Source organism: Collinsella sp. AF23-4AC (genome assembly GCF_003462685.1).
GTDB lineage: Bacteria > Actinomycetota > Coriobacteriia > Coriobacteriales > Coriobacteriaceae > Collinsella.
In genome coordinates this window covers 1-18,366 of the sequence record NZ_QRVE01000026.1, presented here as the reverse complement: position 1 = coordinate 18,366, position 18,366 = coordinate 1, and the positions used below count along the sequence as shown (strand labels likewise).

General features: G+C 60.3%; 12 protein-coding genes. 8 read left to right on the top strand and 4 right to left on the bottom strand.

The genetic code is table 11. The annotated features are described in order from the left end of the window. Positions 1 to 712 precede the first annotated feature (712 nt). Together DWY05_RS09485 and DWY05_RS09480 are read right to left on the bottom strand one after the other, a co-directional pair. Positions 713 to 2,224 (bottom strand): nucleoside hydrolase-like domain-containing protein, encoded by a 1,512-nt coding sequence (locus DWY05_RS09485; RefSeq protein ID WP_117821512.1) that lies wholly within the window; start codon positions 2,222 to 2,224, stop codon positions 713 to 715. A gap of 263 nt (positions 2,225 to 2,487) precedes the next feature. Continuing rightward, on the bottom strand, positions 2,488 to 3,825 hold the full coding sequence (locus DWY05_RS09480; RefSeq protein ID WP_117821513.1) for a prolyl oligopeptidase family serine peptidase: 1,338 nt from the start codon (positions 3,823 to 3,825) through the stop codon (positions 2,488 to 2,490). 489 nt (positions 3,826 to 4,314) lie between these two features. Here DWY05_RS09480 and DWY05_RS09475 point away from each other — a divergent pair, with 489 nt between their 5' ends. Then, complete coding sequence (locus tag DWY05_RS09475; RefSeq protein ID WP_117821514.1) at positions 4,315 to 5,742, top strand: PTS transporter subunit EIIC; 1,428 nt, start codon at positions 4,315 to 4,317, stop codon at positions 5,740 to 5,742. A gap of 210 nt (positions 5,743 to 5,952) precedes the next feature. Beyond that, positions 5,953 to 7,266, top strand: a complete 1,314-nt coding sequence (locus DWY05_RS09470) for a DUF4038 domain-containing protein (protein WP_117821515.1) — start codon at positions 5,953 to 5,955, stop codon at positions 7,264 to 7,266. A gap of 213 nt (positions 7,267 to 7,479) precedes the next feature. Here the strand turns inward: DWY05_RS09470 and mgtA are convergent, their stop codons facing one another. Then, positions 7,480 to 10,248 (bottom strand): magnesium-translocating P-type ATPase, encoded by a 2,769-nt coding sequence (gene mgtA, locus DWY05_RS09465; protein ID WP_117821516.1) that lies wholly within the window; start codon positions 10,246 to 10,248, stop codon positions 7,480 to 7,482. Between the two features lie 680 nt (positions 10,249 to 10,928). Between mgtA and DWY05_RS09460 the strand changes: the two genes are divergently transcribed. From DWY05_RS09460 to rpiB, 5 genes are all read left to right on the top strand, one after another. Next, a complete protein-coding gene (locus tag DWY05_RS09460) occupies positions 10,929 to 11,867 on the top strand; it encodes a sugar phosphate isomerase/epimerase (RefSeq protein WP_117821517.1) in 939 nt (312 codons plus the stop codon). A gap of 3 nt (positions 11,868 to 11,870) precedes the next feature. Beyond that, a complete protein-coding gene (locus DWY05_RS09455; protein ID WP_117821518.1) occupies positions 11,871 to 13,247 on the top strand; it encodes a PTS transporter subunit EIIC in 1,377 nt (458 codons plus the stop codon). Positions 13,248 to 13,462: 215 nt separating this feature from the next. Beyond that, positions 13,463 to 14,248: a DeoR/GlpR family DNA-binding transcription regulator gene (locus DWY05_RS09450; protein ID WP_229107741.1), complete on the top strand. Its 786-nt coding sequence runs from the start codon at positions 13,463 to 13,465 to the stop codon at positions 14,246 to 14,248. 261 nt (positions 14,249 to 14,509) lie between these two features. After that, a complete protein-coding gene (locus tag DWY05_RS09445; RefSeq protein ID WP_117821519.1) occupies positions 14,510 to 15,163 on the top strand; it encodes a ribulose-phosphate 3-epimerase in 654 nt (217 codons plus the stop codon). A gap of 69 nt (positions 15,164 to 15,232) precedes the next feature. Further along, entirely contained in the window at positions 15,233 to 15,709 is a 477-nt protein-coding gene (gene rpiB / locus DWY05_RS09440) for a ribose 5-phosphate isomerase B (RefSeq protein ID WP_117821520.1), read from the top strand. Between the two features lie 277 nt (positions 15,710 to 15,986). Here the strand turns inward: rpiB and DWY05_RS09435 are convergent, their stop codons facing one another. Beyond that, positions 15,987 to 16,997 (bottom strand): LacI family DNA-binding transcriptional regulator, encoded by a 1,011-nt coding sequence (locus tag DWY05_RS09435; RefSeq protein ID WP_117821521.1) that lies wholly within the window; start codon positions 16,995 to 16,997, stop codon positions 15,987 to 15,989. Positions 16,998 to 17,465: 468 nt separating this feature from the next. On the opposite strand from DWY05_RS09435, the gene pyrE reads away from it, so the two are divergent. Continuing rightward, positions 17,466 to 18,146: an orotate phosphoribosyltransferase gene (pyrE, locus tag DWY05_RS09430; protein WP_117800096.1), complete on the top strand. Its 681-nt coding sequence runs from the start codon at positions 17,466 to 17,468 to the stop codon at positions 18,144 to 18,146. The last annotated feature ends 220 nt before the right edge of the window (positions 18,147 to 18,366 follow it).

Below are 18,366 nucleotides of genomic sequence, written 5' to 3'. Positions count from 1 at the left end.
GCAGCTGGTCGAGCTCATTTTCGATAATTCTAGTGTAGTACTTCTTTGGCATAATTATCACCATTGTTTACCAGCGCGTTTAACCGAATTTACAGTTACTATTTAACCAAACTTTAACTCTTTGACTAACCATATTTACGCATTTCAATTAACGAAACAGATTAAACATCTACTGTCTGAGTTGGCACTTGGGGACGTTCTTAAACGACTAGCCGTCGGGGACACTCTTTGCCGAATGTGGACGCCTCCTGCTGCAGGAAGTTCGTTCAACGCTTCCTTAGAAATGGTCAATAGAGGGCAAGTCTGACTGAGGATATGCTGAAATATGTCAAATTCCACTTAGAATTTTGCGGTTATCCCAGCTAAAATGGGCAGAATCATTGGGGACGTTCTTAAACGACTGGTCGCAGGTATTTTTCTCCTCTGGGAGCAGTTCAGCGCAAGGGGCGCCACCTGGATATTCCGACGGCGCCCCATTTTGCACTCGGACGTTCTTGTTTGACTAGTCATTTAAGAACGTCCCCAATGAGTGTCCGCAGAATGAGAGTGGATAATCTCCCATTTTTGGTCTGTTTGCGGGCCCAAAGTGGGAGATTATCCACTCTCGTCATTTGGGTGTCCTAGGCACTCATTGGGGACGTACTTAAATGAGTGGCAGTTGGGGACACTCCTTGCCGAATGTGGCGGCTGTCGAATGTGGACGCCGTCCTTGCTATGCTACGGTCACGGCGACCTGGGCGTAGCGGCTGCAGGGGCGCTCGGTGCGCGTCTGCACAGTGAGGGTGAGCACGAAGCGATCGCCGGGCCGTGCGTCGGCGGGCACGACGAAAGTGGTGTCTACTGTGCATTCTTGCCACAGCGACAAGTCTTGGGCGCCTGCATAGCTCGACGGGTCCACGGCGACATCCCAATGTGCATCGAAGCCCTTGTCGTCGGGGTCGACGATGGTCACTGCAAGGGCGACGCGCTCGCCGGCTGTGGCACTACGGTCGGCCGTGACCTCGGCAACATGCGCCGGATGCGAGCAGGCTGCCGGATCGTGGGCGCACCATTGCGCGCGGGCGGCAAAGTCTTCCTGATAGGCGCGCAGGTAGGGATTGGGATTGTCGTCTGCGGGCGTGCTGATGGCGGCAAAGCCGGCGGGTGCGTTTGCATCGGGATGCCCATCAAGAAACATGCGGCCGAGCAGCGTATCAAAGCCGCGGTCGTCGATGCCGCGCAGGCCAAACGGCAGCAGCGGAATATAGGTCATGCTGTCGCCTTCGGCCATAAAGTCGCCGCGCTCAAACTGCATCACGGGCATGTCCTCCAAGCCCCAATCCAGACGGGCGTGCTTGCCAAACTGAAAGCGCTCGGGCTCGTTTTCGTAGACCTTGCCATCGCCATAGAGCATATAGCGTGCCATGAGGGGGCCGTTGTCCTGCGTGAGGTTCTGTGCAGGCCAAGGAGCCTTAAACAGCGGCAGCGTATCGGGTTGAGCCATCTTGGCGTCGACATAGCCGCCATACCTATAGGGCACACGCCAAAAGACGAGCTCGGGAAAGAGCTCATGCCCATGGTCGAGCCATGAGTTGTCCTGTCCCACGCCATCGGCAACACCCATCACGCGCACCTTCTGATGGACCCTCTGCTGCACGGCGGGCCACTCGGGTGTGTTCTGCCATTGTTCGGCGATGGACATGAGGGCGCGGACGATAGTGTTCATACCGCCCCAGGAAAGGAGCCACAGCGTGCGGGGGTCGTCATCCATGATGGCGTTGGCGATGACGCGCGAACCGGGCGTTTCCTCGCGCACGTCGCCCTCAAAGGCGGCGTTGCCCATATAGGTGCGCTCGATCATCTGAGCGGGCGTGGGGAAGGACGGCTCGCCGGCGGTAGCGGCGTTGGCCTGCAGCTGCGGCCAGGCCTGGGCATACTCGTTGCTCCACAGGCTTTCGATCCAACCCTCGGAGAATGGGCGGTACTCCATGAGCGAGCCAGCTTCGGGGTCGGGCTCGTGCGGAACGACGTCCCAGGTATAGGAGCGCACGCCTTTGGTCCGCCAATGCGGATTTACCTCGCCCAGCGTATGAACACCATCGCCAAGAAAGTGATATTGCGAAGCCGTGTACACCACAGCCTGCACATCGAGCACATTGAGATACAGAGCCAAATGAACCAGAGAGTTCATATCATCGACTTCCATATCGGTGGTGACAATCACCCGAGTCAAATTCTGAGACATAGGAACAGCTCCAACCACGATTTTTTCAGCCAGTTACGCGCAAGGCAAGACGGGACCCACGCCCGCATCGCCACCGACCCGGCGGCCCGCCGGAAGCGCTCGGCCAGGGCCAATGACAATGGAAACGCAGCGGGGACCGGGGTTTAGTTTTGCAAACATTCCGCAGGGGGCATGGGGCGGCGCAGCGCGAAGCGCAAAGCGCCGGCCCATGCATGCCCGAGGACGTTTGCAAAACTAAGCCCCGGCCCCCGCGCTGGAACAGATTACCGTTCGACCCTGGCCGACCACTCCCAGCAGCCCACCGGCTCGCCGTCGATGAGTACGTTGCCCCCGTCGAAGTCTTGATAACACAGGTCGTTGAACTGGTGGATCCACACGCCGTGGTTGAATATCTTCTTGGCCGAGCCGTCGGCCTCGCGATACACGCCGGTCAGGTCCTCGACATGGCTAAAGTAGGTGAGGTGCACGTTGGCGCCGGCATCACGCAGGCGCGCCGTGAGCGGCAGCACCGTCTGCTGCGGGCACACGAGCTCGTCGCCCTTGGAGTGCGTAAACCACAGCGGCGTCTTGGCGAGCGCAGCCACGTCCTCGTCCGTGACGTTGTACCACGGCGCGCAGCAGGGAAGGCCCGCGGCGAAGAAATCGGGGTAGTCGGCGCACAGGCGCAGGGTCATAAAGCCGCCGTTGGAAAGGCCGGCGACCACGATGCGATCGGTGTCGATGCGGTCGGCATGCTCGGCGACAAACTCGTCGATGAGCGCCTTGAGCACGGGGGAGTAGATGCTTTGGTTGGAGCGGCCGAGTTGCTCGACGCCGTTGTCCATCCAAAACGTGGGCGATTGCGGCACGAGCACCCAGGCAAAGCCGCCAAAGTAGCGCTGGATCTGCTTTTGCGAGAGCGCTGTCACGCGGTTGCCGGTGTAGGCACGCGTGGCGCCCTCGCCCTGCGTGGCGCCCTTGCCCTCGCCGGCGCCGTGCAGGTACACGACCAGCGGCGCCTTCTCGACGGCGGGGGTGTCCTCAGGCGCAAACGGGTTGAAGAGCGCGGAGTCAGCGGGCTCAAAGCTCGGCTCAAAATAGCCGTACTCGAGCGCGATGCCGTCGACGGGCGTTTGCTGCACGGCGTTATGCCAGCCCTTGAGCGCGGGACAGATGTCGCCGCGGCTGCGATCGAAGACGAGGCCCGCGGTGGGGTCGTCGCCGTCTTCGCCCGGGAGCGCCACAAGCTGCGTCACGCGCAGGCGGTTCTCTATATAGCGCGAACCCAGCACGCCACCCTCGATCTCTTTGGTGAGACGTACCTCGGGCGTCTCGAGCGCTACGTGTGTGCCCTTGGGCAGGCGCTGGCCGTTCTCATCACAGGGGTAGGTGGCGAGCACCGGCACGTAGCCCACAGAGGGCGCCGCGTGATCGGCGCCGTGCTCCTTGCGCATCAGGACCTCGCCGGCGCGCTCGTGGCGGGCACAGTAGATATTGAACGTGTGCTCGTTCACGTCGTTGGCGCGCACAACGCACGGCAGGTCGAGCACCACTTTGTTGATCCAGGGGCCAAAATCGCCCAGTGCGATGACGGTTGCGTAGGTACACGATTTGAGTTCCATGAGCTACTCCTTTGTGCCGCAGGTACTAAACAAGGGCGGCAATACAGACTAAACATGTTTAGTTTAATGCAGAACTGTAGAATGAGCAGATGAACTCGGTAAACGGTAAAACTGAACACGCAATGAACTACTAAACAGACGTTTACTATTAACTAGCAGGACTTTTGTTGATGAGCCAGCTCGTTACAAAGGTGTTTATCAAAATAAAAGCCCACGTAAATAGCCATATATCAATATCGGGTCAAATAGACGATCTTCTACCGTCTAAATACGCTTACCCCCGATTTCCTACCGTTCACCGGACTGCAAACGGCAAAAGTGCCACAAATTCGACGCTGCGTGTAAACTAAGCGCTGTAAACGTTCAGTAAACATATTGTTTACGACAGCGTATCAAAGGGTTTGGCAGCCGTAAGGGGTTATAGCCGCCGGACCAAAGGCGTGCCTACGTCCAACTGGGTAGGCACACGAAGATATGGGGAGGGGTCCCATGGCAGTAGATAATAAGCAGATTGCCACCGATGTCCTCGAGCTCGTGGGCGGTGCGGAGAATGTCACCGTCGCCACCAACTGCATGACGCGCTTGCGTCTGACGCTCAAGGATAACAGCAAGGCCGACGTGGAGAAGATCAAGAAGGTCAAGGGTGTTCTGGGTTGCCAGTTCGCCGGCAGCCAGCTCCAGGTCATCATTGGCCAGAACGTGCCCAAGGTGCTCGCCGAGTTCGTCGCCATCTCCGGCGTCAAGCAGGGTGAGGCCGTCAACGAGAACCTCGACGCTCCCAAGGAGAAGTTCGAGCTCAAGAACCTGCCGAACATCATCCTCGACTATCTGTCCGGCTCCATGACCCAGCTCATCCCGCTGCTCATGGCCGGCGGTCTGTTCCGTACCATCGCGGCCGTCCTCGGCCCCACCATGCTCGGTGTGCTCTCGGCCGACGACCCGACCTATACGTTCCTCTACACCACGCTGTACGAGGCCACGTTCACCTTTATCCCCATCTACCTGGGGTATGCCGCGGCTAAGAAGCTCGGCGCCAGCCCCGTGCTCGGCATGCTGCTCGGCGGCGCCCTCATGGCTCCGTCCGTTGTGACGGCTGCCACGCAGGAGGGTGGCGGCATCATCTCCGTCTACGGCATCCAGATCGCTGCTGCCAACTATCAGCAGTCCGTCCTGCCGATCATCCTTTCGGTGCCTGTCCTCTACTTCGTCGAGAAGTTCTTTAAGAAGGTCATGCCCGACGTGCTCTCCACGGTCTTCACGCCGTTTTGCACCATGATCGTCACCATCCCCATCGCCTTCATCGTCCTCGCCCCCATCGGCAACGAGATCGGCAACCTCATCGCCAACGCCCTCTTTGGTCTTGCTGACCTTGGCGGTATCGGTATCCTGATCGTCATGGCCGTCCTCGGTGCCTTCTGGCAGCTCTTCGTGGTCTGCGGCATGCACATGCCCGTCATCCTGCTCGCTCAGGTCCAGATCATCGCCGCCGGCTACGATCCCTTCGTCTTCGTTTCCACCAACTGCGCTATGGCCGCCGTCTGGGGCTGCGCCTTCGGTGCCTTCCTCAAGATGAAGGACCCCGACGAGAAGGGTCTTGCCCTGGGTTACGTCATCTCCGCCATCGCCGGCGGCGTCACCGAGCCCGCGCTCTTCGGTATCCTCATGCGCTTCCGCCGCACCATGCTTGGCATGTTCATCGGCGGTGCCATCGGCGCCGTGTTCTCCGGCCTCATGGGTGTTACCTATTACCTGGCCGGCGGTGCCGCCAACTTCCTGGTCTTCACCAACTACCTGCAGGGTGGCCAGATGAACACCGTCTGGGCTATCGTCGGTATGGCAATCTCCTTTGTCATCGCAGCTGCCGTCGTCTCTGCCACTGGCTTCTCCAAGGAGGAGCTCGCCGAGATGGAGGCCTAAGGCCAAGCCATTCGGTCGCATAAGACCTCACCTACACGACAGGGCCCCGTCAGGCGTAAGCCCGGCGGGGCCTTTCTTGCAAGGTAGACTGATTAGGGGCGCGTGGCACCTACTCGCCGGGGCTTGCTAAGCGCCAGGTGCTTTCGCGCGGGGTTATCGCGAAAGAATCTGCCGGTTCGCAACTCCTTTATCAAACGAAAGGACATGCAGATGAGTTTGGGAAAGCTGACCGTTAACGGTCGTCAGGACAGCTTTTTGTGCGAGGGCAAACCGTTCTTTTGGTTTGCCGATACGTGCTGGAGCGCGTTTACGAGTATTACCGAGGCCGATTGGGACTACTATCTGACCCGTCGCGCCGAGCAGGGCATGAACGTGCTGCAGATCAACACGCTGCCGCAGTGGGATCGCTGCTGCCCCGATCTGGGCATTTGGCCCTATGCCAGCGAGGACGGCGTGCATTTTGATTGGTCCCGACCCAACCAAGCGTACTGGGATCGTGCCGCCGCCATGTGTCGCGCTGCCGTCGAGCACGGCATTCGTCCGGCACTCGTGCTTATGTGGTGCAACTACGTGCCCGGTACCTGGGGCGCCAAGATTGCCGAGCATTGCGGTGCCGAGGTTATGCCGCACGAGGAGGTTCGTGCCCACGTTGCCCGCGTCGTCGAGAACTTGGGCGAGTTCGACCCCGTCTACGTGGTGGCGGGCGATACCGACTTTACCAGCGACGAGGCGATTGCCTACTACGAGGACGCCCTCGACGAAGTCGTCAAACGCGCGCCCGAGGCCCTGCGCACCATGCATATCAACCGCGCTAACCGCACCATTCCGGCACAGTACCTAGACCGTCTGGACTTTTACATGTTCCAGCCCGGCCACAACTACGAGGGCCAGCCCGAGGCCTGGCGCCTGCCGCGGGACTTTACCGCCAACTATCCCAAAAAGCCGATGGTCAACTCGGAGCCCTGCTACGAGCAGATGGGTGCGTCGCGCAACGTCTACTGGCGCTTCACCGCGCAGGATTGCCGCGCGAGCGTATGGTCGAGCATTCTTGCTGGCGCCAGTGCCGGCGTGACCTACGGTGCGCACGGCGTTTGGAACTGGCAGACCAGCAAGAGCCAGGGCTCGGTGCTGGGAGAGGGCTTTGATATGCCGTTCCGCTGGCAAGAGTGCCTGCAGTTTGCGGGCGTGTGGGACTTTGGCGCGATTGAGCATGTGCTTGCCGGCCTGGGTGCCACGGCTGCCGACGACGCGCTTGCCGTGGTTCCGGCGCAGGAGCTCCTCGATGACGCGCGCGAGGCCATCCGTGTGGCACGTGTTGGCGATCGCGTCGTCACGTACCTGCCGCGCACCACGGCGCTCAAGTTTAAGCTCGACGGCGCGCGCGGCTGGACGGCGACGGCCCTCGACATGGAGGACAAGCGCATCGCCAGACTGCCCGTCCGCGATAACGGTGACGGCACCGTGCGCGTGGCTCAGCATCCCTTTGAGCACGACGCGCTGGTGATCCTGGCCCCCGGGCGTTAGCGTCCGTCTCGTCCGCTACCCGGGCTTCGCTCGGTTGCCAAACAACCCAGTCTCTTACTAAGTTGCGGTGGAATAGTCCCTAAATCAAAGTCGCGGGACTTTAAACAGGAACTATTTCACCGCAACTGCTGAGGGGATAGGCTGCCGATGTCGACAGCGGTGTCGATATCGGCAGCGGCAACGGCAGCTGGCAGGGTGTTTTCCGTCTACTTGCTACAGCAGCTCGCCGTGGCGGGCAATGTAGCGGCGCTTGGCCAGCTGGGTGAGCGCGATGTAGGCGGTGACGATGCCGATGAGCAGCGCGAAAAAGCTCGTGGGCAGTGTCATGAGGCCGAGTGCATCGGCGATGGGGCTTGCCGGTAGCCAAGTGACGAGCGCCAGGCCCAGTATGGTGAGAACGCACAGCGCGGGCGCGGCGTGGTCGCGCGGGCTCGGCAGGCGCGGGGAGCGCAGCATGTGGATCACGAGTGTCTGCGACCACATGGACTCAACGAACCAGCCGCTCTGGAAGAGTGCTGCAAAGGCCGTCATGCCTGCGACGTTGCCCGCGGCGGCAAGCTCGGACCAGCTTGCGCCCACGGCGGCGGGGCATACCACAAAGAAGAGCGCGGCAAAGGTCACGATGTCAAACAGCGAGCTCACGGGGCCCAGCTCGAGCATAAAGCCCTTGATGGACGCGGCGTCCCAAGCGCGCGGACGGGCAGTCCAGGCGTCGTCGACGGTGTCCCACGGCAGCGCGATGCACACGATCTCGTAGACGAGCGACAGCAGCACCAGCTGCAGGGCGCTCATGGGCAAAAACGGCAAGAACAGGCTCGCGACGGTCACGGACAGCACGTTGCCAAAGTTGGAGCTCACCGTGGTCTTGAGGTACTTGAGCAGGTTGCCGTAGGTGCGGCGGCCTTCGATGATGCCGCGCTCGAGCACGCCCAGGTCCTTCTGGAGCAAGATGATATCGGCGGATTCCTTGGCGATGTCGACGGCCGAATCGACCGAGATGCCGCAGTCGCTCGCGCGCATGGCGGCGGCGTCGTTGATGCCATCGCCCATAAAGCCCACGGTGTGGCCGAGCAGCTCGCGCATGACGCGCACCAGGCGCGCCTTCTGCAGCGGCGAGAGCTTGGCGAACAGATGGGTTTTCTCGGCGCGCACGGCAAGCTCGGCGTCATCGAGCGCATCGATCTCGGAGCCCAGCAAGACATTGCTCGCGTCGATACCGATTTGCTCGCAGACGGTGGCGGCGACGCGATCGTTGTCGCCGGTCAGGACCTTGACTGCCACGCCCTTGGCCTCGAGGGTGGCGACGGCGCCCGCGGCACTTGCTTTGGGTGGATCGAGGAAGGCCAAAAAGCCCATCAACACCATGTCGCATTCGTCGGCAATGCCAAACTCGCCCACGCAGCGCGGATTGGTTTTCTGCGCCACGGCAATCACGCGCAGGCCCTCGGCATTGAGCCCAGCGACCTGCTGGCGAATCTGGACGAGCTTATCTTCGGTGAGCGGCTGGGCGGCCCCATCGACCTCGACAAAGGAGCAGATATCGAGCATTTCCTCGGCAGCTCCCTTGGTGACCATCTGGGTTTTGCCTTGGGCATCGGCGACAACTACGCTCAGGCGACGGCGCGAAAAATCGAAGGGAACCTCGTCGACCTTGGTATAGCGGTCGCGCAGGCTCTGGCCCAGCATGGAATCGGGCACGACGGTCGAGGGCGTCATATCGGCACGGTCGATAACGGCCAGGTCGATAAGGTTTTTGAGGCCGGTCTGGAAGAAGCTGTTCAAAAACGCATGACGCAGCACGCGTGCGTCCTCGTTGCCGTCGGTGTTGAGGTAGCGCTCGAGCACGATGCGGTCTTCGGTGAGGGTGCCGGTCTTGTCGCAGCACAGGACGTCCATCGCGCCGAGGTTTTGGATTGCCGGCAGCTCCTTGACGATAACCTGACGACGGGCGAGGTCCTTGGCGCCCTGCGACAGGCTCGTGGTCACGATGACGGGAAGCATCTGCGGCGTGATGCCCACGGCCACGCTCGTGGCGAACAGCAGTGCGTCGATGACGTTGCCCTTGGTGGCGGCGTTGATGGCAAAGACGGCCGGAGCCATAACGAGCATGAGACGTACGAGCAACATGGAGACGCTCGAGACGCCGCGGTCAAACGCACTCTTTTCGCCGCGCCCGTTGAGCATCTTGGCGATGCCGCCCAGGTAGGTGTCCGAGCCGGTGGCAATGACAAGCGCCATGGCGGTGCCGTTTTGCACGGAGGTGCCGGTAAAAACGATGTTCTTGCAGGCAGAGAGTGGCAGTGCGGAGCTGTCGGCACCCTCGGCGACGGTGATGGCAGCGGTCTTTTCGACGGCCTCGCTCTCGCCGGTGAGTGCGGACTCGATCACAAACAGGTCGCGCGCGGTGATGATGCGGGCATCTGCCGGCACCATATCGCCGGCAGAGAGGCGGATCATATCGCCGGGAACGAGCTCGTCGAAGGGGATCTCGATGCACTTACCGTCGCGCAGGGCGGTGCAAGTGTTGGAGGCCAGGTCCTTAAGGGCCTCGGCCGCATTGCCGCTGCGGGCCTCTTGGATAAACTTCATGCCGCCCGATACCAGCAGCATGATGCCAATGACGATGACCGTGGAGGGGTCGCGCTGCGGCTCGGGCACGGCGAGCACGTCGATGTAGAGCGAGACCAGTGCGAGGGCGGCGAGGATGCCGGCGAAGGGATCGACGAACGCGTCGGCGATGCGGCGGGCGAGCGTCTTGGTCGGCGCCTCGATGGTGTTGGGGCCGACGGCGTTCAGGCGCTCGGTTGCCTGCGCGGCGGTGAGGCCGTCGGCTGTGGCGTTGAGCAGCGCGAGGGCGTCCTCGGCGCTATGGGTGGCGGCGAAGATGGTGTTCTTGGACAGGCCGGTATGAGCGGCAGGGCGCGCCGTGCGGCGGCGCTTGGAGATGGCTTCGAGAACCGTGGCGGTTTTGAGCATCAGCATAGGGTCCTCCTTGTTGAAGGGAGTTAGCGTACGTGTCGTATTTGCTTCAAAAAACCTAGATGTCGCTCACGTCATGCTCGCGAATCCCCGTAAAGAGGACAGGCAGCTTTGTGGTGAGTTTTATGGTGCTTGTGCTCGTGAATGAGTGACAGCGATCGGCTGCTGGCGTTTATGCGAGCGGGGAATCCTCGTGGCGTGCCGAGGGCGACATGCAGGTTTTTCGACTATGACTGCCTTCCATGGCACACCTCCTTAAGGCCGGGCGCAGGGCGCGCTCCAGGCACCTTGTACCCGTTTCAATCCGCCCGTATTTTTGACGAGGGGGTTTACCGTGTCAACCCCATGCAAGCTTTCTTCATTTTGCGTCACCGTCGCCGGCGAACGGTTGATTTTCGCCTGTAAACGGTAGTTAAGTTCAGATTAAATCAAATAGTATCAAGAATGGTCAAACTTGATTAACAGCAAAACCACAAGGTAGATGGCCATTTGCAGTGAAAAACTCTGACACAATGAGAAAAAGAATGAAAAATATTGATTGAAAATGAACTTACGTGGCAGTAATCTACATGTCACAGGGTAAGCCCCGGCGCGCAGGCGGCGGCCCTTATCGAATTACGGATATAGATCAGGTGCTCGAACGAGCAGAAACGATTAAGGACGAAGGTAAAGGACGTAGAAGCATGAAGCTTGCAACTCGTATCAACTCCTATTTTCGCGATGGCGACAAGAATCTTGATCGCGTGTTCGCGGAGTTCCAGAGCGTGGGCCTCACGCACGTCGACCTCAACTACCCCGAGCACTGCACAGGTGTCACGGCGGAGGACATGGCCGCCAAGCTCGCAGCTCACGAACTGCAGCTGAACGGCTGCGCGCTGCGCTTCCGCAACGCGTTCCTCAACGGTGACCTGGGCAATGCCGATGATGCCCTTGCCGCGGAAGCCCTTGAGCTCTGCTACGAGGCGTGCGACTACTGCCGCACTGCCGGTGGCAACACGGTGACCATCTGGCTCGGCCACGACGGTTTCGACTACAGCTTCCAGATCGCCTATGCTCGCGTCTTCGACCAGCTCGTAGCCGCATTCCAGAAGGTCTGCGATTATGCGCCCGACCTCAAGATCTCGATCGAGTACAAACCCTACGAGGAGCGCGCGTACGCGTTCATCGACTCCATGGGCATGACCGGCATGATCCTCAACGCTGCAGACCGCCCGAACCTGGGCGTCACGCTGGACTACTGCCACATGCTCATGAAGCACGAGAACCCCGCCATGGCCGTCGACCTGTTCGGCCGCGAGGGCAAGCTCTACGGCATTCACCTAAACGACGGCAACGGTCGCTTCGATGATGGCCTTATGATTGGTACGTCCACGCCGGTGAAGACCCTCGAGTTCCTCTACTACGTGAAGAAGCACGGGTACGACAGCGCGATCTACTTCGACACGTTCCCGGTCATCGAACCCGCTGCCGGCGAGGCTACGCAGAACGACCAGATGATTCATCTGCTCAACGATGCAATCGAGACCGTAGGCATGGAGAAGATCCAATCCGTTATCGATGCAAACGACGCGATTAAGGCAGCCGAGCTTGTCCGCGAGCTCTTCTGCGCAATGGGGAGGTAACCAATGAAACGCGACTGGAACGCGATGGCTCAGGGGATTCTGGACGCCGTCGGTGGTCCCGAGAACATCTCGGGCATGACGCACTGCGCGACGCGCCTGCGCCTCAATCTCAAGGACGATGCGGCTTGTGACGACGCTGCGGTCAAGGAAGTCGAAGGCGTTGTGAACACGCTGAACAAGGCTGGTCAGTATCAGGTTCTCATCGGCACTGAGGTCCCGAAGCTGTACGAGAAGTTTGAGCCGCTGGTCAAGGGCTCGGGCGTGGAGATCTCCGCTGCTACCAAGGACGAGGGCGAGAGCATCGTCAGCCAGATCTTCTCTGCGATCTCCGGCATCTTTGCCCCGCTGCTGCCCGCCATGGCCGGCTCCGGTATCCTGCGCGGCTTCGTCATCCTGGCTGCCCAGCTCGGCATCATCGCCGAGGGTACGGGTACCTACACCATCCTGTACACCCTGGCCATGAGCGTGTTCTACTTCCTGCCCGTGCTGCTCGGCTTCTCGGCCGGTAAGCGCTTCGGCGCGAGCCCGTACCTGTCGGCGCTGCTCGGCGCGTGCCTGCTCTACCCGGACTTCATCGCCCTCATGGGCGACGCGGGCAACGGCGCCATGACGGATTTCTTCGGCATCCCCGTTGTTCTCATGAGCTACAACTCCACGGTTATCCCCGCCATCCTGTCCGTCTGGGTCTACTCGTTCCTGTACAAGTGGCTCGATGAGCACGTCTCCGAGATGCTCAAGCTCGTCGTGCTGCCCGCCATCTCCCTGATCGTTATGGTTCCGCTCACGATGCTCGTCATCGGTCCCCTGGGCGTCTACGCCGGCGAGGGTATCGCCTTCGTGGTCAACTGGCTGATCGAGCGCAGCTCCTTGCTTGCCGGCGTGCTGGTTGGCGGCGGCTGGTCCGTGCTCGTGTCCATGGGTATCCACTGGGCCGTGAACCCCATTATGATCAACAACATCGCCCAGAACGGCTTCGACTACATCTGCCCCTTCACCTTCGCCTGCAACTTCGCCGTTATCGGCTGCGCCTTCGGCGTGTTCCTCAAGGCCCGCGACCAGAAGCTCAAGAGCTTTGCCATGACCGGCGTCGTGTCGATCGCCCTGTCCGCCATCATCGAGCCCACGCTGTTCGGCATGCTCGTGAAGAACAAGAAGGTCTGGCTTGCGCAGATCATCGGTGGTGCCGTCGGCGGTGCGTTCCTCGGCATCATGAAGGTCGTCACGACTGCCTTCACCTTCGGTTCCGTTACCACGTTCCCGGCTTTCGTGAGCTCCGACCCCATGAACTTCGCTTGGGCCATGGCCGGCATGCTCATCTCTGCCGTCGTGGCCGGCGTCCTCGCCTTCATCTTCACCGGCAAGGAGGACCAGCTTGCCTAAGAGCTTGAGGTGCGCTTCCCTTGGGTGCTGTCTCACTTGAGGCGCGGTGCCTCGCCCGGGGCTCGTTATCCTTGCTCAAGGAGCGTCGCCCTTACGTGAGGACGTCAACCTCGTTCAAATTGTGAACGAGCGGGTTGGTCAATCGATTAAAACGGCCGTTATCGTTGCGGATGGCGGCCGTTTTTCTGCTCGTGCGTTACACTTCTCGAGAAGAAATGAACGAGCGTGAAGCAAAGTGGTTTGGAGAGGTTCCCGATATGATCCCGTATGAGCGCCAGGAGCGAATTGTAGAGTGCCTGCAGAAGTCGGGCCTTGTGAGGATTTCTGAGCTGCAGGAGGAGCTGCCGGGCGTTTCTATTTCGACGCTGCGCCGCGACCTCAAGGAGCTGGAGGCGCTCGGCAAGGTTGAGCACCTTTCGGGCGGCGCGGTGAAGTTGGTCTCGGCCGTTCACGAGGTGAGTATCTCGACGCGCTCGGGTTTGCATGGGAACGAGAAGGATCAGATTGCCCAGGTCGCCCTGCGTCTGGTTGAGGACGGGGACACGCTCTATCTGGACTCCGGTTCAACCTGCACGGCCCTGCTGCGCCTGCTGCTCGACCGCGACGTGACGATCTACACGACGGACGCCTCGGCGTGCCTGATTAAGAGCGAGACGCGCGCCCAGCTCATCGTAGTGGGTGGCGAGTTCAACCACGTGAACTCCTCGTTTTGCGGCTCCATGACCGAGTCGATCCTGCGCGATCTGTACTTTGACAAGGCGTTCATCGGGACCAACGCGATTGACGAAGACCGGGGCATCATGACGCCCTCGTATGTGGAGGCAACGAAGAAGCGCATCGTGCGCGAGAACTCGAATAAGGTGTACGTGCTGTGCGACAGCTCGAAGTTTCATAAGTTCTCAAATGTTCGGGCTTTTGGGTTTGATGGCGTGGCGATCATCGCGGAATCCTATGACGAGAAGATCGCCCAACATGCGCGCCTGATCACGCCGGAGGCGTAGGGTTCAAGGCCCACGCCCGTGCGAGCACGGCCCATGGTGGCCAGCTGAATGGCGGGGCCTCTTTCTAGGGAACACAACGGCTTTTCGCCGTACGGAATCCGTATGACGCCAGCTAGATAGACAAATATGACAACGTTGTGAATCTAGAGAAACCTGTAGGTTAACAACGTGGTTAAACGATTAATCAGCCAGACTTTAGATACAGGTTAAACGATTAATTATCAACGAGTAGATAACCAATGAGCAGATAAGGAGTTCACCATGTTGCTCTGCCCCAGCCTCATGTGCGCCGACTACGGCAACCTGCGTGCGACCGTCGAGGAGCTCGACGCCGCCGGCATTGATATCTTCCATTGCGACGTGATGGACGGCAGTTTCGTTCCCAACTTCGCCATGGGCCTCGAGGACATTAAGGCCGTGCGTGCTGCTACTAACAAGCTCGTCGACGTGCACCTTATGGTCGAGAACCCCGCCAGCAAGGTGGAGCTTTTTGCCGCCGCGGGCGCGGACATCATCTACATCCACCCGGAGTCCGAGCGCTACGTGGTCAAGACCCTCGCCGCGATCAAGTCTCTTGGCAAGAGCGCCGGTATTGCCGTGAACCCCGACACCTCGATTTCCGAGGTTGAGGAGATGCTGAACCTCTGCGACTACGTGATGGTCATGACGGTGAATCCGGGTTTTGCCGGCCAGAGCTTTATCGAGTTCACGAACGACAAGGTACGTCGCCTTGCCGCTCTTAAGGAACGTTTCGGCTTTGAGCTCATGATCGACGGCGCCTGCTCGCCCGAGCGCGTGCGCGACCTGTCCGCTATCGGCGCGGACGGCTTCATCTTGGGTACCAGTGCGCTGTTTGGCAAGGACGCCGGTTACGAGGAGTGCCTGCGCCGTCTGCGCGCCGGCGAGGTGTATTAGACGCGAAAAGGCAAATTAGGACGAAATAAGCGCGCGACACGCGCGAGCGGATTTGGAAAGGGGTCTCTTATGAAGATCGGTATTGGAAACGACCACGTTGCGGTTGAGTACAAGGAAGCCATTGCGGCTTATATCCAGGAGAAGTACGGCTATGAGGTCGTGAACTTCGGCACGGACAGCACCGAGCGCTTTGACTATCCCATCGCGGGTGAGGCCGTGGCGAACGCGGTCGTGGCCGGGGAAGTCGATCGCGGTATCGTGATCTGCGGCACGGGAGTGGGCATTTCGCTTGCCGCGAACAAGGTGCGCGGTATCCGTTGCTGCACCTGCTCTGAGCCGTATTCCGCTCGCTTGTCACGCGAGCACAACAACACCAACATGCTCGCATTTGGTGCTCGCGTGGTAGGCATCGAGCTGGCCAAGATGATCGTCGACGCCTGGCTCACCGGCGAGTTCGAGGGCGGCCGTCACCAGCGCCGCATCGATATGATTCGCCAGATCGAGGCTCGTCAGCTCGTGCGTGCGGAGGAGGCACGCGGCTGGTAGTGGAAAAGCCCGTCACCCGTGTGGTGGCGGTCTTTTTGCATATCGCGCGTGGGATAGAGCGCATGCGAGAGGAAAGCTCGGCTGCTTCGGACGGTGTTGGAGGGGGTGCCTGAGAAGACCGAGATCATGCACATCGCCTAACTGTGGTTTCTTCCATTGTCATCCATCCGCTACTCAGCAGGTCGTCCCTAAACCGTCCGAAACAGCCGAGTTTTGGAAACCGACTCCCTCGGGGGATAGGCTGAGCATCACGTTGGGACCATTTACCACCCGCGGTCTAACTGCTCGCGCGCTGCACGAGCTTGACAGGGACAAGCGTCTCCATCTCGGGTTTCTCGCCGCGCAGCAGGGCGAGCAGGGCCTGACATCCCTCGTGCGCGAGGCGCTCGGGGAAGCGGCGAATGGTGCTGATCTGCGGCGTCGGGATCTGCGCGTACACGGAATCGTCGAAACCGATGAGGCGGACGTCCTCGGGTACGCGCTTGCCGCCCGCAACGAGCGCCCGCAGCGCACCCACGGCAGCGTGGTCGCTATGGGCAAAGATGCCGTCGACGGGGCAACCCGTGGAGAGGAAGTCGGTCACGAGTTCCTCAGACTCGATGATGCTCGGCTGCTTGCCCGAGACAAACAGCTGGTAGTCGCGGCACAGCGGCATCCCATGCGCGGCAAGCGCCCGCTCGTAGCCCATCTGACGCTCGTTTCCGGGGTAGTTGGCCGTAAAACTCGAGATGCTCAGGATGTTCTTGCAGCCGCGCTCGATGAGGTGCTCGGTTGCCATGTAGCCGCCGCCGATGTTGTCGGAACCCACGTGCGGGAAACCGAGGTCGTTTTCGGGCGCGCGGTCGATGCAGACCACGGGAATGCCGTGGGGGACAAATTCGCCGTCGAGCCTGCGCAGGCCGGAGATGCAGATGATGCCATCGGCTTGTTTGCTCGCAAGCGTGCGGAAGTAATCGCGCTCGCGGGCGGGGTCGTTGGCGCTGTTGCAGACAAAGACCGAGTAGTCCTCGGTGGCGAGCTCGCGTTCCACATGCAGGGCGATCTTGGAAAAGAAGTCGTTCGAGATGTCCGGCACGATCATGCCGATGGTCCGGGACTGGGCCATGCGGAGGCTCTTCGCCGCCATATTCGTGACGTAGCCGTATTCCTCGACGGCGGCTTCAACACGCTCGCGGGTGTCTTCGGAAAAACGGCCACTGCCGTTGATGACGTGGGAGACCGTGGCGACGGATACGCCGGCCGCTGCGGCAATCTGGCGCATGGACGAGCGCTTGCCGGGTGTGGGCATGGGGCCTCCTGCTGTTTGCGAGTGGTTAACAGGTTAACTGAGATTGTAGCGCATGCGCGATGCCGCGATGGACTCCATGTGCCCAGCCTATAAACTACGCCGCTGAACAGGCAATATTATCCATATGTAGGACCTGAGTAACAAAACGCCGCCGTTTGCTCGACGGTATGGGACCGCTTGTCGCCAGCGGATATAAGGGCTCTCAGTCCAATGTGGATAAACGTTTAACCTACAAAGCGTCAAAACATCGGCGCTCAATACGTCAAACACGAACCCTCAACGGGGGAGTGGCGTCGAGAGCGCTATGGAGGTGTGCAGAGAACGGTTAATAACACTCCGGAGAGCGATCACATAGAAGCAGGGCAGGCACCTCAGTGGCATCGGTTCGCTGAGGTGCTTTCTGGTAAGCTAAGAACCGGATTCACACGCGCCCGTCCAAGCTGGACGCGCCTATTGGAAGGGAGACCCATGGAGGCTTACAAGCAAGAATTCATCAAGTTCATGGTCGAGTCCGACGTGCTTAAGTTTGGCAGCTTTACGCTCAAGAGCGGCCGTCAGTCCCCGTTCTTTATGAACGCCGGCGCCTACGTGACGGGCTACCAGCTCAAGAAGCTGGGCGAGTATTACGCCCAGGCCATCCACGATAACTTTGGCGACGACTTTGACGTGCTGTTTGGGCCGGCCTACAAGGGCATTCCCCTGGCCGTCGTGACCGCCATTGCCTACCACGAGCTGTACGGCAAGGAGGTCAAGTACTGCTGCGACCGCAAGGAGGCCAAGGACCACGGCGCCGACAAGGGCAACCTGCTGGGCTACGAGCCCCAGGACGGCGACCGCGTGGTCATGGTCGAGGACGTCACTACCAGCGGCAAGTCCATCGACGAGACCTATCCCAAGGTTAAGGCTGCTGCCGATGTCGAGATCAAGGGCCTCATCGTGTCCCTCAACCGCATGGAGGTCGGCAAGGGCGGCGTGACCACCGCGCAGAAGGAGATCGAGGCCAAGTACGGTTTTCCCGTCGCGAGCATCGTTTCCATGGCCGAGGTCGTCGAGACCCTCTACAACCACGAGATCGACGGCAAGGTCGTCATCGACGACGAGCTCAAGACCGCTATCGACGCCTACTACGAGCAGTACGGCGTCAAGTAGGTTCCGCCGTTCTACCGAACGGCGGACCGGCCGACGCTGCGCGCCGCCCAGGACGACAATTTGTCATTCAAAAGGCAAGGCATGACCAAAAGGTCTATGCCTTGCCTTTTTCATGCCAACTTGTTCGTCCTGGACGTCGCTCGCTGTCGTTGCCAAAACATCGGGGCTGGTACCGTCAAGATTCTTTCGCAAATTGATTTATTCGGCCTCAGCCCCGTCC

Excerpts from the sequence above, each read along its gene's own strand:
- DWY05_RS09485 (WP_117821512.1), bottom strand. The coding sequence starts at position 2,224 with ATGTCTCAGAATTTGACTCGGGTGATTGTCACCACCGATATGGAAGTC.
- DWY05_RS09480 (WP_117821513.1), bottom strand. The coding sequence starts at position 3,825 with ATGGAACTCAAATCGTGTACCTACGCAACCGTCATCGCACTGGGCGAT.
- DWY05_RS09475 (WP_117821514.1), top strand. The coding sequence starts at position 4,315 with ATGGCAGTAGATAATAAGCAGATTGCCACCGATGTCCTCGAGCTCGTG.
- DWY05_RS09470 (WP_117821515.1), top strand. The coding sequence starts at position 5,953 with ATGAGTTTGGGAAAGCTGACCGTTAACGGTCGTCAGGACAGCTTTTTG.
- mgtA (WP_117821516.1), bottom strand. The coding sequence starts at position 10,248 with ATGCTGATGCTCAAAACCGCCACGGTTCTCGAAGCCATCTCCAAGCGC.
- DWY05_RS09460 (WP_117821517.1), top strand. The coding sequence starts at position 10,929 with ATGAAGCTTGCAACTCGTATCAACTCCTATTTTCGCGATGGCGACAAG.
- DWY05_RS09455 (WP_117821518.1), top strand. The coding sequence starts at position 11,871 with ATGAAACGCGACTGGAACGCGATGGCTCAGGGGATTCTGGACGCCGTC.
- DWY05_RS09450 (WP_229107741.1), top strand. The coding sequence starts at position 13,463 with ATGAACGAGCGTGAAGCAAAGTGGTTTGGAGAGGTTCCCGATATGATC.
- DWY05_RS09445 (WP_117821519.1), top strand. The coding sequence starts at position 14,510 with ATGTTGCTCTGCCCCAGCCTCATGTGCGCCGACTACGGCAACCTGCGT.
- rpiB (WP_117821520.1), top strand. The coding sequence starts at position 15,233 with ATGAAGATCGGTATTGGAAACGACCACGTTGCGGTTGAGTACAAGGAA.
- DWY05_RS09435 (WP_117821521.1), bottom strand. The coding sequence starts at position 16,997 with ATGCCCACACCCGGCAAGCGCTCGTCCATGCGCCAGATTGCCGCAGCG.
- pyrE (WP_117800096.1), top strand. The coding sequence starts at position 17,466 with ATGGAGGCTTACAAGCAAGAATTCATCAAGTTCATGGTCGAGTCCGAC.